Origin of the sequence: Microbacterium salitolerans (assembly GCF_019720895.1) — a bacterium.
GTDB lineage: Bacteria > Actinomycetota > Actinomycetes > Actinomycetales > Microbacteriaceae > Microbacterium.
On the sequence record NZ_JAHKSH010000005.1, the window covers coordinates 352,185 to 365,198 of the forward strand.

A 13,014-nucleotide genomic window follows, 5' to 3' on the forward strand; every position below is an offset into this window, starting at 1 on the left:
GATCCTGTCGTCCGACAGGACCGGGACGCAAGCCGACGCCGAGGCGTCCGTCGCGTCAGCCCTTCGCGGCGCCGGCCAGCAGACCGCGCACGAAGAACCGCTGGAGCAGAAGGAACACGAGCAGCGGGACCGCGATCGCGATGAACGCGCCCGCTGTGAGCAGGTGCCAGTCGCCGCCGCGCTCGCCGACCATCTGCGCCAGCAGCTTCGTGACGGGCGCCACGGCGCCGTCCGCGAAGATCAGCGCGACGAGCAGGTCGTTCCACACCCAGAGGAACTGGAAGATCGCGAAGGAGGCGATCGCGGGCATCGACAGCGGCAGCACGATGCGGAAGAAGATCTGCCCGTGGCTCGCGCCGTCGACGCGCGCCGCCTCGATGACGTCGCGCGGGATCTGCGCGATGAAGTTGTGCAGCAGGAAGATCGCGAGCGGCAGCGCGAAGATCGTGTGCGCGATCCACACCTGCGCGTACCCCGCCGCCCCGAACGCCTGGATCACCGGGAACCCGAAGACCTCGCCGCGGGAGAACAGCTGCAGCAGCGGGATGAACGCCATCTGGATCGGCACGATCTGCAGTGCGAACACGAACACGAACAGGAGGTTCTTGCCGGGGAAGTCCATCCAGGCGAACGCGTACGCCGCGAGCGTCGCGATGATGAGCGGGATGATGGCCGCCGGGATCGTGATGGCGAGCGAGTTGACGAACCCCTGCGCCATGTTGAACCCGGAGATGCTCGTGGACAGCGCCTCCGAGTAGTTCTCGAGCGTCCACCCCCAGTTCTGGAAGGCGGTCCACCAGCCCGACGTCTGGATCTCGTTCTGCGGGCGGAACGACGAGATCAGCACGCCGAACGTCGGGAGCGTCCAGACGATCGCGATGATGATCGCGGCGAGCGTCGCCCACCGCGAGGTGAGGCGCCGCTTCACATCCCGCAGGGCGCGCGGCTTCGCCCCCGCCGTGGTGACAGTGCGCGTTTCGCTCATCACACCGCCTCCCGATGCTTCTTGGTCTGCCTCGCGTTGTAGATGATCAGCGGGAGCACGAGCAGGAACAGCACGACCGCGTACGCCGCGGCGCGCCCCGCTTCGAACACGCGGAACTGCGAGTACATCTCGTTGGCGACGACCGACGTGTTGTTGCCGCCGGCCGTCATCGTGCGCACGATGTCGAAGATCTTCATCGACGTCAGGGCGATCGTCGTCAGCACGACGATGATCGACGAGCGGATCCCCGGCACGATCACCTGCGTGAAGCGCTCGAACGCGTTCGCTCCGTCGAGCTGCGCCGCCTCGATCTGCTCTGTCGGCACGCCCTTGATGGCAGCGGACAGCACGACCATCGCGAAGCCCGTGTAGATCCACACGAACACGACGATGAGGAAGAACGTGTTCCAGGGCTCGACCTGCAGGAATCGCACCGGCTCACCGCCGAGCCACACGATCACCTGATTCAGGAATCCGATCTGCTCGCGGTCGGCGGGACGCGCCGTGTACATGAAGCGCCAGATGATGCTCGCGCCGACGAACGAGATCGCCATGGGGAGGAAGATCAGCGTCTTGTAGATCTTCTCGCCGCGCGTCTTGTCGATGAAGTAGGCGTACACGAGACCGATCACCGTCGAGAACACGGGCGCCACGAGCACCCACACGATCGTGTTGAGGACCGTGCGGATGCCCTGTGGCTGCGTGAAGATCCAGGTGTAGTTGTCGAGTCCGACGAACTGGCTGCTGCTCGAGTTCATGAACGACTGCACGAACGTCTGGATCACCGGGAAGATCAGGCCGACGACCAGCAGCGCGAGCGCCGGGGCGAGGAACCCGAACAGCTGGAACAGGTACCCGGGCCCCCGCTTCCCTCGCTGATCGAGCCAGAAGAACAGCACGCCGAGCACGCCGGCGCCGATGATCGCCCACCACCAGGACTGCAGGATCCACAGGAGGAGCAGCGGGAGCACCACGCACGCGGCGAGGCGGATGAGGGTGTACACCCGCCCCTGCCGCGGCGCGATCTCGATGAAGAAGAGCAGCGCGCCGACGGCGAGAGCGAAGACCCCGATGATGAGCGGGATCTGCGCCCACGGCGACAGATAGCTGAGCCACTCGAGGAAAGCCGCCATGACCTACTCGGAGGGCCAGCCGGACTCGATCTGCTCGAGAACGCGGTCGAGTTCGGTTCCGCCGACCCAGTCGCGCATGCCCTGCCAGAACGTTCCGGAGCCCACGGCACCCGGCATGAGGTCGGATCCGTCGAATCGGAACGTGGTCTCGGGATCCTGCAGGAGCGCCACCGACTCCTCGAGGATCGGGCTGGACGCGAGCGAGGGGTCGAGTCCCGAGTTCGCGCTGATCACGCCAGTGAGCGCGACGCGCGAGTTGGCCCACTCGGCGCTCGACAGGTACTCCTGCACCTGCACGGTCGCCTCGTCGTCGTTGAAGGCGCCGACGAGCTCGCCTCCGCCGGTGAGTGCGGTCTCGCCGCCCTCCTCGTACGGGGGCATCATGAAGGCCCACACGTCGCCGTCTTCGGCGACCTCTGCGCCCGCATCGATGAGGAAGCCCTCGAGGAACGACGCCTGGTGCGAGAGGATGCAGTCGCCCGATGCCAGCGGGATCGCGACGTCACCGAACGGCGTCGAGTCGATCGAGTTCACGCCGCCGAAGCTCGCGTTGACGTACTGGTCGTCGAGTAGGATCTCGCCCGTGTCTTCGAAGGCGCTCTTGATGGCGTCGTCGGTGAACGGCACCTCGTTCGCGACCCAGTCGTCGTACGTGTCGGTGCCCTCAGAGCGGAGCACGAGGTCCTCGATCCAGTCGGTCCCCGGCCAGCCCGTCGCGGCGTCGGATCCGAACCCGACGCACCACGGCGGCTGATCGGTGTCCTCCCGGATCTGCTCGGTGAGGTCGAGCATCCCCTGCCACGATGTCGGAGTCTCCCAGCCGTTCTCCTCGAACGCGGGAACCGAGTACCAGATCCAGCCCTTGATGTTCGCCATCAGGGGCGCGCCGTAGATCTCGTCCTCGTACGTGAGGTAGCCGGCCCAGTCCTCGCTCCAGTACTCCTCGACGTTCGAGACGACGCCATCGGAAGCGGGCACGAGGTAGTCGCGTGCCGCGAGATCGGTGAACAGCCCCGGCTGCGGGAAGATCGCGAGGTCGGGCGGATTGCCGCCCTGGGCGCGCACGGCGATCTGCGCTTCGAACTCCTGCGAGCCCTCGTAGACGATGTCGATGCCCGACTCCTCTTCCCAGTCGGCCCACGACTCCTCGAGGAGCTCCGCCTCGGCATCGACGATGGTGCCGTACACCGTGACGCTCTGCTCGCCCTCGGATCCGCCGCCCTCATCACCGCCGGAGACACCGGGACCGCCCGAGCATCCCGCGAGCGCGAGCGCTGTGGCAGAGAGCGCTCCCATTGAGAGGATCCATCGGCTGTGTCGAGTCATCGCATTGCCCCCATTGGCTGTTCGTTGACTGTGCAGGACAGACGTCCTGCGGCGAGGTTAGTGACCCTGCGAGGATCCTGGCAATGGGAACGCCGACATGTGATCGATCGGTAACACGACGAAGCCCCTGGAACCCGAAGGTTCCAGGGGCTTCGTGCAGAGAAGCGGTGCTCTCGATTACTTGACGGTAACCGAAGCGCCTGCCTCCTCGAGCTTCGCCTTCGCGTCCTCGGCAGCGTCCTTGGCGACGCCCTCGAGGACAGCCTTGGGCGCACCGTCGACGAGACCCTTGGCGTCGCCGAGGCCGAGCGAGGTGAGCTCGCGGACAGCCTTGATGACCTGGATCTTCTTGTCGCCGGCACCCTCGAGGATGACGTCGAACTCGGTCTGCTCCTCGGCCTCCTCAGCGGCGGCAGCCGGGGCGCCAGCCACGGCAACAGCGGCCGGGGCGGCAGCGGTGACGTCGAACTTCTCCTCGAACGCCTTCACGAACTCGCTGAGCTCGATGAGCGTGAGCTCCTCGAACGCGCTGAGCAGCTCTTCGGTGCTGAGCTTCGCCATGATGTATCTCCTGTATTGGTGTGAGTGAGGTAAGTGGGTTCTTGTGAACGTCGGGCGTCAGCCCGCGTTCTCCTGCTTCTCGCGCAGCGCTTCGACCGTTCGCACGGTCTTCGACGGCAGCGCCTGGAAGACGGCGGCAGCCTTCGACATCGAGGCCTTCATCATGCCGGCGACCTTCGACAGGAGAACCTCACGGCTCTCGAGGTCGGCGAGCTTGTTGACTTCCTCAGCCGAGAGCGGGGCACCATCGAAGTACCCGCCCTTGATCACGAGAAGAGGGTGTGCCTTGGCGAAGGTGCGCAGACCCTTGGCGACGGCGACAGGGTCACCGTGCACGAAGGCGATCGCCGACGGACCCTGCAGGTCGTCGTCGAGACCCTCGATGCCGGCCTTGTCGGCGGCGATCTTGGTCAGCGTGTTCTTCACCACGGCGTATTCCGCATCCTGACGAATGCTGTTGCGGAGCTCCTTGAGCTCGGCAACCGTCAGGCCGCGGTATTCGGTCAGCAGAACGGCACCGGAGTTCTCGAACTTGTTCGCGAGCTCGGTGACCGATGCTTCCTTCAGCGCCATGGCCACTCCTTGATACGTACGAGGCGCCCCACGGTGGTGAGGTGCCGGCCCCGGCCGCCTACCCGCACACATGACAAAAGCTCCGGCGCGGGCGCACGGAGCTCAGAAATCCTGCAGAACAGGGAAGAGATTCAGTACACCTGCGCGGGCCCCTGCGTCTGCAGAGCTTCGATCGGATCGCATTCGCACGCGACTCGATGACCGGCGGTCTTCGGCTTCAGCTATCGTACGACACCCCCGCGGCTTCCGCCAACTCGCTCGGCGGATCCTCAGACGCGACAGAAGGGCCCGTATCGTCGGCGACATGACAGACGATGCCCCCGCCGCCATCCCCGCACCCAGCCTGCGCTACTTCGCGACGATCACGGCGCTCGTCGACGAGCCCGTCGAGCTCGGCGACATGCCGGGCGGCGCCCGGCGCATCATTCCGATCCGCGGCGGCGACATCTCGGGGCCGGGCATCTCGGGCCGCGTCCTGCCCGGCGGCGCCGACTTCCAGATCCTGCGCTCCGCGACCACCACCTCGCTCGAGGCGCGCTACGCGATCGAGACCGACGACGGCACGCGCATCAGCGTCGAGAACCATGGCATCCGCACCGGCTCCCCCGACGACATCGCCGCTCTCGTCGCGGGCCGTCCCGTCACCCCCGAACGGATCTACTTCCGGTGCGTTCCGACACTCACGGCGTCGGGCGAGCGGTGGGGCTGGCTGACCGACAGGATCCTCGTGGGATCCGGCGTCCGCCGCCCGGACAGAGTCGAGCTCGCGGTCTTCGTCGTCGACTGAGCTCTCTCAGCGGGCTCGATCCCCGGCGGATGGCGAAGCCGGATCCGCCGAGATGGGAAAAGAATCGAGTCCCCCTTTTGGTGGCTCGATCCCCGGCGGACGGCGAAGCCGGATCCGCCCAGACAGGACACGAATCGAGTCCCCCTTTTGAGGGCTCGATCCTCGGCGGACGGCGAAGCCGGATCCGCCCAGACAGGACACGAATCGAGTCCCCCTTTTGGGGGCTCGATTTCAGTCGGTCAGCGCGAGGGCGCGGTAGGCGTCGCGCGTCGCCTCACGGAGCATCGCCTGCTCGCGCGGTGAGAGATCGCCCTGCGGGATCGACTGCCCCGTCGTGAGCCGGTAGAGCTCGTCGATGAGCTCGGTCGCCATGCCGACGAGCTGATCGATCGCCGTATCGTCGCGGTCGATCCACACGAACTTCGGCTCGTCGTGAAGCGGGCGGAAGTCGCGGTGCTCCTCCCACGCGAACAGGGTGCGCTCGGCGCCGAGCACATGCTGCTGCCACCACACCTGGCGGAGGTAGTGGCGCGGGATGGTGCGCCACGGCTTGTTCGTCGTCTTGATCTCGGCGAGCACCACGCAGCCGTCTTCCTGCTGCAGGATGCCGTCGGGCGTCGCGAGGTGGCGCTTCTCGATCTCGGCACGGAACAGCACCGTCGAGGGCAGGATCCCGTGCTCCTTCTCGACCCACGCCGCGATCTCAGGCTCACGGCGACGTCCGTGATCCGTATAGGCGTTGCCCGAGAAGCCGGAGGGGCGGAGCTTCTGCTTCGCCGCGCGCTGGATCGATGCGGGGGTCGAGAGGTGGGCGACGTCGGTCGCGGTGACGCCCTGCGAGCGGGCCCGCATCCACGCCACGCGATCACGCGAATCGGCGACGATCCGGGCTTCGAGTTCTGGCGTGAGCATCCTCATGAGACTAGCCGAGCCGCGCTGAGAGCCCCGGAGCGACGCGAGGGATCCCTTTGGTTGCCAAACATCAACCATCTGTGTATAGTTGACGATCGTCAACTTTTCTGCGCGACAGCGTCGCCGCGCTCCCCTCCCCTCCTCTCTTCCCGGAAGGATGCGCGTGAGCACTCACACCACCACCGTCTCCGCACACATGTCGCGTCGCCAGGTGCTCGAGGCCCTCTCGGGCCTGCTGCTGGCGATGTTCTGCTCGATGATCTCGATGACAGTCGTCGGAACGTCGCTTCCGATCATCGTCCCCGAGCTCGGCGGATCCCAGACCTCGTACACCTGGGTCGTCACCATGACCCTGCTGACGACCGCGATCTCGACCCCCATCTGGGGCAAGCTCGCCGATCTCACGAACCGCAAGGTTCTGATGCTCGTCGCGCTGACGATCTTCGTGCTCGCGAGCGCGGGTGCAGGTCTGAGCCAGAACGTCGAGATGCTCATCTTCTTCCGCGCGCTGCAGGGCATCGGCGGCGGCGGGCTCCAGGCCCTCAGCCAGATCCTCATGGCCGACATCATCAGCCCGCGCGAGCGCGGCAAGTACATGGGACTCTTCGCCGGCGTCATGGCGGTCGGCACGGTCGGCGGCCCCCTGCTCGGCGGCCTCCTCACCGACACGGTCGGCTGGCGGTGGAACTTCTACGTCGGCGTCCCGCTCGGGATCATCGCGTTCGCGGTGATCATGCGCACGCTGCGCATCGAACAGCACCGCAAGGGCAAGGTGCGGATCGACTACCTCGGCATCGCGCTGCTGAGCATCTCCGCCGGCTTCCTCCTCGTCTGGATCACGAACGTCTCCGACTACGGCTGGGCCAGCTGGGAGACGCTCTACATGGTCGGCATCGGCGTCGTCGCGGCGATCGTGTTCGTGCTCGTCGAGATGCGCGTCGCGGAGCCGCTCATCCCGATGTCGCTCTTCCGCAACCGCACGTTCTCGCTCGCGGTCCTCGCGTCCATCTCGATCGGCGTGTCCATGTTCGGCACGGCCATCTACCTCAGCCAGTACCTGCAGATCGCACGCGGCTTCGGCCCGACCGAGGCCGGTCTCCTGACGATCCCCATGGCCGTCGGGATGCTCGGATCCTCGACCATCGTCGGCCAGCTCGTCACACGCACGGGCACTTGGAAGCGCTACCTCGTCACGGGCGCCGTCCTGATGATCGCGGGCACGTCGCTGCTGTCCACCCTGCGCGTCGACACCCCGCTCTGGCTCGTGTGCGTCTACATGTTCCTGCTGGGGGCCGGGACCGGCATGACGATGCAGAACCTCGTGCTCGTCGTGCAGAACTCCGCGAACCCCGCGCAGATGGGCGTCTCGAGCTCCGGCGTGAACTTCTTCCGCTCGGTCGGGGGCACGGCCGGTGTGGCGATCATGGGGTCCGTCCTCGCGGCGAGCATGACGCAGCAGATGACGGATCGTGCGGCGGAGGTCGGCCAGGCGATCGCCTCGCTCGGCGCGAAGGGCCAGGCGGTCGCGAAGCAGCTCGCGGCCGGCTCGCTCCCGACCACCCGGGACATGCCGCAGCAGATCGCGATGATCATCGAAGAGGTCGCGGCGAACTCGATCTCCCACGCGTTCCTGGTCGGGGTGCCGCTCGCCGTCCTGAGCCTGATCGCGATCGCGTTCCTGCCGAACGCCTCGCTTCACCGCCAGACGACCGTCGAACGCCTCCGCGAGCAGAACGCGAATGACAGCGGATATGCTGATGCGGCCGCCGTCGCGACCGCGTCGACGGGCTCCGTGCCGATCATCACGGACGACGCCCAGGTGACGGAGGAGCGCCGCTCATGACGGAGCCGCAGGGCCACGAGCACGACGCGATCCGTGCGCTCGAGGCCGAGTTCTCGGATCTGCTCGCGCGCTTCCGAACGATCATCCACGACACCGCGGAGCGCGTGAGCCCCGGCCTGATGCCCGGCTCGTACAAGATCTTCACGCTCATCGACCGTCATGGCCCGCTCACCGCCTCATCCATCGCCGAGATGCTGCGGGTCGACAAGGGGCACCTCAGCCGCATGGTGCGCGAACTTGAGTCGCTCGAGCTCGTCGTGCGCACGCCCGATCCCGACGACGGCCGTGCGCACCTGCTCTCGGCGACCGATTCGGGGCGAGAGAAGCTCGAGGAGGCGCGCGCCGGTCGCGACAGCTCCCTGGAACTGACGCTGTCGCGCTGGCCGCTGTCGGACATCGAGCGTCTCACTCAGCTGATCCACGCCCTCACGAACGACGAAGTGCCTCCGGTCGAGTGATCAGGCGTCGGGATTCGGGCACTGGATCCCGGTGAGCAGCGGCAGGGTGACCTGGACGGTCTTCTGCTGCGCCGACTGCCACGGCGCCGTTCCGGGGGTCCACACGGTGCGCACCGTCACGGGGAAGCTCGTTCCGAACAGGTCGGTGATGCTTCCGAGGATCTGCTGCAGGACGTTCCCCGTGAATCGCGTCGTGTAGACGCCGTTGGACGGTCCCGAATGCGTCGCCGTCGCGATCGTGCCGTTGATGCGCCACTGCGTATTCGCCGCCGTCAGGTTCGGATACGGCCGCCCCGTGCCCGGCCATCGCCACTGCACGGTGAGGAACGGCTGGCCGAGGTTCAGCAGCGTCGGGCGCTGGCAGCTCGTCGACGCGATGACGGGCGGCTGCAGCACGACCGTCCCCAACTGTGACGAGGCACTGTGCTCGACGTCGGTGAACGCCGCGTCGGTGGCCTGCGGATCGGCCCCCTCGCCGAACGCGAAGACCAGGGCGGAGACGGACACTGCGGCGACGGCGATGAGACGGCGGACACGCGCTCTCACTGGGCACCTCCCCGCGTGCGGCGGCGCGCCAGGAGCGCCGTGCCGATGCCGCACAGCACGGCGGCGAGGCCGAGCCCGCCCGACCAGGACAGGTCGGCGCCCGTGACCGCGAGATCGTCCTCGTCGTCATCGGGTGGCGACGCGGGCTCGTCGTCGGGCGGTTCCGACGGGTCGGGCGGCCCGGAATCGATCTCCTCGCCGAACCCCTCCGCCACGATCCGGATATCTGTCGAGGCGTTCTGCGGCACGGGATCGGGCGCCTCGACGGTCACGTGCAGGTGCGCGACGCCGCTCGCGGCGGCGGATACGAGATGCACACGCGAGCCGTCGAGGGGGCCGGGCGCAGCGGGGTGGAGGACGGTCTCCCCCGCGGCGCAGACGCCATCCTGCCACGCGACCTCGCACCGCGAGACGGCGACCTTCACGGCGAGTTCGCCCCGCCCCTCCAGCAGGACGTCGATCCGGCCCGGTGACGGAGCGTCCGCGCTGACCTCGAGCGTCCAGCCGATGCGCTCGCCGTTCGCCAGGCTCCCCGCCGCCTCGTGGTCGAGCGTGGAGACGATCCGGAGGTGCTCGCCTTCGATTGTCCGCGACGACGGGTCGGCGGACGCCGCCACCGGAAGTGCGACGAGCGCCGCCGCGAGCGCCGCTGCGAACATCAGTCGCCGGGCGGTCACGGGGCGCCCTCCCTCGCGAGCGGTCGCGACTTCTCGTCGTCGAGCTTCTCTGCGCGCGGCCAGAACGCCCAGCCAACGAGCACTCCCGCGGCGATCGTGATGCCGCCGAGTACGTACGGATTGCTGAACCACACGATGATCGGCGCGAGCCCCGGAATCGCGAAGAGCACCGTGCGCACGCCGGTCACGGCGTACGGATGCGGGTCGTCCGACGCGTTCGCGTCCCCGCGCATCGTGATCACGCGCTCCGCGTCGATGCTCCCCTCCTCGATGCTCGTCACCCGGTGGGTCACGGGGAGCTGCTCATCGCGATCCACCGTGACGATGTCGCCGACGTCGATCTCCGCCGCCGGCACGTGCTTCACGATCGCAACGGACCCCGCGGGGATCGTCGGCGCCATGGACCCCGTTCGGAACATCATCAGCGTGATGTCGAACGCCCACGCGAGCACGACGAGCGCGATGCACACCAGGCCGCCGACCGCCGCGAACCAGAGAAGGACCTCGCCCGCGACCCTCGCGACACGGGGCTTCTCGCGTCTCGCATGCTGCATCGTCATCTCGGCGCTCCGCACGTCACGTCACGGACTGAGCATTCACGGTCCAGCGCGCCGTGACCGTCTGCCCCTGCGCCGCGTTGCCCGTCGTGGCCGGCATCGTCACGGCGAAGCAGTAGGTCACGACGTTGCCCGCCGCCGCCTGGAGCTGCTGCGCCGCGGTGGCGCCTGTGGTGAGCGAAGAGCCGGTCGCGACGATCTTCGGCGCGGCGGCGAACGTGGTCGCGTTGCAGGTCGTGCCCGTGATCACAGCGACGCCGTACTGCAGGAACGCCCCCAGCCCTGTCCCATTCTCGGTCGCGGCCCCGAGAGTCGCCTGCCCGGCGACCGACGAGGCCGTCGTGCGCACGCTGAACGGCGCGTACACCGTGTCGCCCGGCGCCATGGCTCCCGGGGTCACCTGAAACGACAGCGCGGCCGCCTGGCCGCTCGAGGCATGCTCGGTGAAGGTGGTCCCGTCCGTTGCGCCCACGATCCCGAAGGTTCCTGCGGTGAACGTCGCCGTGGTGTGCTCCTGATCCGTCCACGCGGCAAGTGTCGCCGCCGCGCCGACGCCGAGGACGAGCCCGCCCGCGAGGAGCGCGCGCACGCGCCTCAGGAGAAGCGACCGGGAGCGACGTGCCTGCTCCCTCTTCGCCATCTCAGCTCGCGTCGTCCGAGGTCGCCTGGAACTCCCACGTCGCCGTCGCCGTCGCCCCCTGCGTCAGCTCTTCCGAAGCTTCGACGGCGAAGCAGAGGTGCACGGGGACTCCCGCGACGGCCGTGTCGTCGTCATGGACGAGGTCGGCAGTCGCGGCGGCCGCCGTGTTCTCGTCGAGCCCGGCGCCCGTGCCGAGCACCGTTCCTGCGGCGATCGTGGTGGCGTCGCACGTCTCGCCGACGCCGATGGCCGCCACATCGTACGCGTACTCCGCCACGTCTCCCGTGCCGGTGATGCCGTTCATCGCCAGCGTCCCCGAGACCGTCGTCGGTGCGTCGACGCGCACGAAGAACGAGTCGTAGGCGATCTCGCCCGGCACCATGCTCGAGGTGTCGGCGACGTACTCGACGGTGTCGAGCTGCTGGGCGGTCGCGGCCGTGTCGTGCTCGGCGTACGCGTCGGTCCCGCCGTTGTCGAGGGATCCCTCGATGTTGAAGGATCCGGCCGCGAACGTTCCTGTCGCGAACTCGGAGTCGTTCCAATTCGCCAGTGTGATGGCGGCTCCGACGCCGACGACGGTGCCGCCGGCGAGGACCGCAAGGATCTTGCGACGTGTGGTGGTAGTGGCCATGTGAGTCCCCATACTCTCGGCAAGCAGTCCGGCACGGTCGTGCGACCGCGATATCTCGGTAGAGAGACTGTCAGTCATCGACGGGACACACAAGAGGTTCGCCGAGGGGTACCGGGAACGACGAACGCCCCGTCGCACAGGGCGACGGGGCGTTCGAGGAACCCGGAGGGCTGACTCAGACGGCGGCTGCGATCGAGCTGACGTCGAGCGGGATGCCGGGACCGAACGTGGTCGACACCGTGCCCTTCTGGATGTAGCGACCCTTGGCGCTGGCCGGCTTCAGACGGACGACCTCGTCGAGGGCGGCCGCGATGTTCTCGTCGAGCTTGTCGAGGTCGAACGAGGACTTGCCCACGATGAAGTGCAGGTTGGCGTGCTTGTCGACGCGGAAGTCGATCTTGCCGCCCTTGATCTCCTCGACCGCCTTGGCGGGGTTCGGGGTGACCGTTCCCGTCTTGGGGTTCGGCATGAGACCACGGGGGCCGAGGACCTTGCCGAGGCGTCCGACCTGACCCATGAGCTCCGGAACGGCGACAGCCGCGTCGAAGTCGGTCCAGCCGTCGGCGACGCGCTGGATGAGCTCGGCGCCGCCGACCTCGTCCGCACCCGCGGCGATCGCGGCCTCAGCGGCCGGCCCGTTCGCGAACACGATGACCTTGGCGGTCTTGCCCGTGCCGTGCGGGAGCATGACGGTGCCGCGCACCATCTGGTCGGCCTTGCGCGGGTCGACTGCGAGCTTCAGCGCGACCTCGACGGTCGAGTCGAACTTCTTCGAGCCGGTCTCCTTGGCGAGCGCGACGGCCTCGGTGGGCGTGTAGAACTTGCCCTCTTCGAGCTTCGCGACCGCGGCGGTGTAAACCTTGGACTTTGCCATCTTCGTTATCCCCTCAGCCCTCGACCGTGATGCCCATGGAGCGGGCGGTGCCGGCGATGATCTTCGACGCGGCCTCGAGGTCGTTCGAGTTCAGGTCGGGCTCCTTGGTCTTGGCGATCTCCTCGACCTGAGCCTTCGTGATCTTGCCGACCTTGACGGTGTGCGGCGTGGCCGAACCGCTCTTGAGGCCCGCGGCCTTCTTGATGAGCTCGACGGCCGGCGGCGTCTTCAGGATGAACGTGAAGCTGCGGTCCTCGTAGACGGTGATCTCGACGGGGACGACGTTGCCGCGCTGCTGCTCGGTCGCGGCGTTGTACGCCTTGCAGAACTCCATGATGTTGACGCCGTGCTGACCCAGGGCAGGGCCGATCGGCGGCGCCGGGTTGGCCTGGCCGGCCTGGATCTGGAGCTTGATGAAGCCCGAGACCTTCTTCTTCGGTGCCATTGCGTTTCCTTTCTTCGAACACACGCCGTGTGCGTGCGCTCTCCCACACCTGAAGAGGGTGTGGTG

Annotated in this window: 16 protein-coding genes; 3 read left to right on the forward strand and 13 right to left on the reverse strand. The window is 67.7% G+C overall.

Annotation, left to right across the window (positions count from 1 at the left end):
• Window positions 1-55: 55 nt before the first annotated feature.
• The 5 genes from KOL93_RS13645 to rplJ form a co-directional block, all read right to left on the reverse strand.
• Window positions 56-985, reverse strand: coding sequence for a carbohydrate ABC transporter permease (locus KOL93_RS13645; RefSeq protein WP_221585940.1), 930 nt, complete (start codon window positions 983-985; stop codon window positions 56-58).
• Complete coding sequence (locus KOL93_RS13650) at window positions 985-2,118, reverse strand: carbohydrate ABC transporter permease (RefSeq protein WP_221585941.1); 1,134 nt, start codon at window positions 2,116-2,118, stop codon at window positions 985-987. The genes KOL93_RS13645 and KOL93_RS13650 overlap by 1 nt, the downstream gene beginning before the upstream one ends.
• A gap of 3 nt (window positions 2,119-2,121) precedes the next feature.
• The gene (locus KOL93_RS13655; protein WP_260406567.1) at window positions 2,122-3,414 is read right to left on the reverse strand and encodes an ABC transporter substrate-binding protein; all 1,293 of its coding nucleotides are present in this window, start codon (window positions 3,412-3,414) and stop codon (window positions 2,122-2,124) included.
• A gap of 207 nt (window positions 3,415-3,621) precedes the next feature.
• A complete protein-coding gene (gene rplL, locus KOL93_RS13660; RefSeq protein WP_221585943.1) occupies window positions 3,622-4,005 on the reverse strand; it encodes a 50S ribosomal protein L7/L12 in 384 nt (127 codons plus the stop codon).
• A 57-nt stretch (window positions 4,006-4,062) separates the two neighbouring features.
• Complete coding sequence (gene rplJ, locus KOL93_RS13665) at window positions 4,063-4,578, reverse strand: 50S ribosomal protein L10 (protein ID WP_221585944.1); 516 nt, start codon at window positions 4,576-4,578, stop codon at window positions 4,063-4,065.
• Window positions 4,579-4,882: 304 nt separating this feature from the next.
• Between rplJ and KOL93_RS13670 the strand changes: the two genes are divergently transcribed.
• Window positions 4,883-5,365: a DUF3237 domain-containing protein gene (locus KOL93_RS13670; protein WP_221585945.1), complete on the forward strand. Its 483-nt coding sequence runs from the start codon at window positions 4,883-4,885 to the stop codon at window positions 5,363-5,365.
• A gap of 231 nt (window positions 5,366-5,596) precedes the next feature.
• On the opposite strand, the gene KOL93_RS13675 is transcribed toward KOL93_RS13670, so the two are convergent.
• Window positions 5,597-6,277, reverse strand: a complete 681-nt coding sequence (locus KOL93_RS13675) for a YqaJ viral recombinase family protein (RefSeq protein ID WP_260406568.1) — start codon at window positions 6,275-6,277, stop codon at window positions 5,597-5,599.
• A 157-nt stretch (window positions 6,278-6,434) separates the two neighbouring features.
• On the opposite strand from KOL93_RS13675, the gene KOL93_RS13680 reads away from it, so the two are divergent.
• Window positions 6,435-8,120, forward strand: a complete 1,686-nt coding sequence (locus KOL93_RS13680) for a DHA2 family efflux MFS transporter permease subunit (protein ID WP_221585947.1) — start codon at window positions 6,435-6,437, stop codon at window positions 8,118-8,120.
• Window positions 8,117-8,578 (forward strand): MarR family winged helix-turn-helix transcriptional regulator, encoded by a 462-nt coding sequence (locus KOL93_RS13685; protein ID WP_221585948.1) that lies wholly within the window; start codon window positions 8,117-8,119, stop codon window positions 8,576-8,578. Before KOL93_RS13680 ends, KOL93_RS13685 begins: the two co-directional genes overlap by 4 nt.
• Here the strand turns inward: KOL93_RS13685 and KOL93_RS13690 are convergent, their stop codons facing one another.
• From KOL93_RS13690 to rplK, 7 genes are all read right to left on the reverse strand, one after another.
• Window positions 8,579-9,124: a hypothetical protein gene (locus KOL93_RS13690; protein WP_221585949.1), complete on the reverse strand. Its 546-nt coding sequence runs from the start codon at window positions 9,122-9,124 to the stop codon at window positions 8,579-8,581.
• Entirely contained in the window at window positions 9,121-9,801 is a 681-nt protein-coding gene (locus KOL93_RS13695) for a hypothetical protein (RefSeq protein ID WP_221585950.1), read from the reverse strand. The genes KOL93_RS13690 and KOL93_RS13695 overlap by 4 nt, the downstream gene beginning before the upstream one ends.
• Window positions 9,798-10,361, reverse strand: a complete 564-nt coding sequence (locus KOL93_RS13700) for a signal peptidase I (RefSeq protein WP_221585951.1) — start codon at window positions 10,359-10,361, stop codon at window positions 9,798-9,800. The genes KOL93_RS13695 and KOL93_RS13700 overlap by 4 nt, the downstream gene beginning before the upstream one ends.
• A gap of 16 nt (window positions 10,362-10,377) precedes the next feature.
• Window positions 10,378-10,947 carry a SipW-dependent-type signal peptide-containing protein gene (locus KOL93_RS13705; protein WP_308291639.1) on the reverse strand — a complete coding sequence of 190 codons (570 nt, stop codon included), beginning with the start codon at window positions 10,945-10,947 and terminating at the stop codon, window positions 10,378-10,380.
• A gap of 52 nt (window positions 10,948-10,999) precedes the next feature.
• A complete protein-coding gene (locus tag KOL93_RS13710; protein ID WP_221585953.1) occupies window positions 11,000-11,629 on the reverse strand; it encodes a SipW-dependent-type signal peptide-containing protein in 630 nt (209 codons plus the stop codon).
• A 175-nt stretch (window positions 11,630-11,804) separates the two neighbouring features.
• Window positions 11,805-12,503 carry a 50S ribosomal protein L1 gene (rplA, locus tag KOL93_RS13715; protein WP_221585954.1) on the reverse strand — a complete coding sequence of 233 codons (699 nt, stop codon included), beginning with the start codon at window positions 12,501-12,503 and terminating at the stop codon, window positions 11,805-11,807.
• 13 nt (window positions 12,504-12,516) lie between these two features.
• Window positions 12,517-12,948, reverse strand: a complete 432-nt coding sequence (gene rplK / locus KOL93_RS13720; protein ID WP_221585955.1) for a 50S ribosomal protein L11 — start codon at window positions 12,946-12,948, stop codon at window positions 12,517-12,519.
• Window positions 12,949-13,014 lie beyond the last annotated feature (66 nt).

Coding starts and splice junctions, on each gene's coding strand:
- KOL93_RS13670 (WP_221585945.1), top strand. CDS start 4,883: ATGACAGACGATGCCCCCGCCGCCATCCCCGCACCCAGCCTGCGCTAC.
- KOL93_RS13650 (WP_221585941.1), bottom strand. CDS start 2,118: ATGGCGGCTTTCCTCGAGTGGCTCAGCTATCTGTCGCCGTGGGCGCAG.
- rplA (WP_221585954.1), bottom strand. CDS start 12,503: ATGGCAAAGTCCAAGGTTTACACCGCCGCGGTCGCGAAGCTCGAAGAG.
- KOL93_RS13675 (WP_260406568.1), bottom strand. CDS start 6,277: ATGCTCACGCCAGAACTCGAAGCCCGGATCGTCGCCGATTCGCGTGAT.
- rplK (WP_221585955.1), bottom strand. CDS start 12,948: ATGGCACCGAAGAAGAAGGTCTCGGGCTTCATCAAGCTCCAGATCCAG.
- KOL93_RS13680 (WP_221585947.1), top strand. CDS start 6,435: ATGCGCGTGAGCACTCACACCACCACCGTCTCCGCACACATGTCGCGT.
- KOL93_RS13655 (WP_260406567.1), bottom strand. CDS start 3,414: ATGGGAGCGCTCTCTGCCACAGCGCTCGCGCTCGCGGGATGCTCGGGC.
- rplJ (WP_221585944.1), bottom strand. CDS start 4,578: ATGGCGCTGAAGGAAGCATCGGTCACCGAGCTCGCGAACAAGTTCGAG.
- KOL93_RS13700 (WP_221585951.1), bottom strand. CDS start 10,361: ATGACGATGCAGCATGCGAGACGCGAGAAGCCCCGTGTCGCGAGGGTC.
- KOL93_RS13645 (WP_221585940.1), bottom strand. CDS start 985: ATGAGCGAAACGCGCACTGTCACCACGGCGGGGGCGAAGCCGCGCGCC.
- rplL (WP_221585943.1), bottom strand. CDS start 4,005: ATGGCGAAGCTCAGCACCGAAGAGCTGCTCAGCGCGTTCGAGGAGCTC.
- KOL93_RS13685 (WP_221585948.1), top strand. CDS start 8,117: ATGACGGAGCCGCAGGGCCACGAGCACGACGCGATCCGTGCGCTCGAG.
- KOL93_RS13710 (WP_221585953.1), bottom strand. CDS start 11,629: ATGGCCACTACCACCACACGTCGCAAGATCCTTGCGGTCCTCGCCGGC.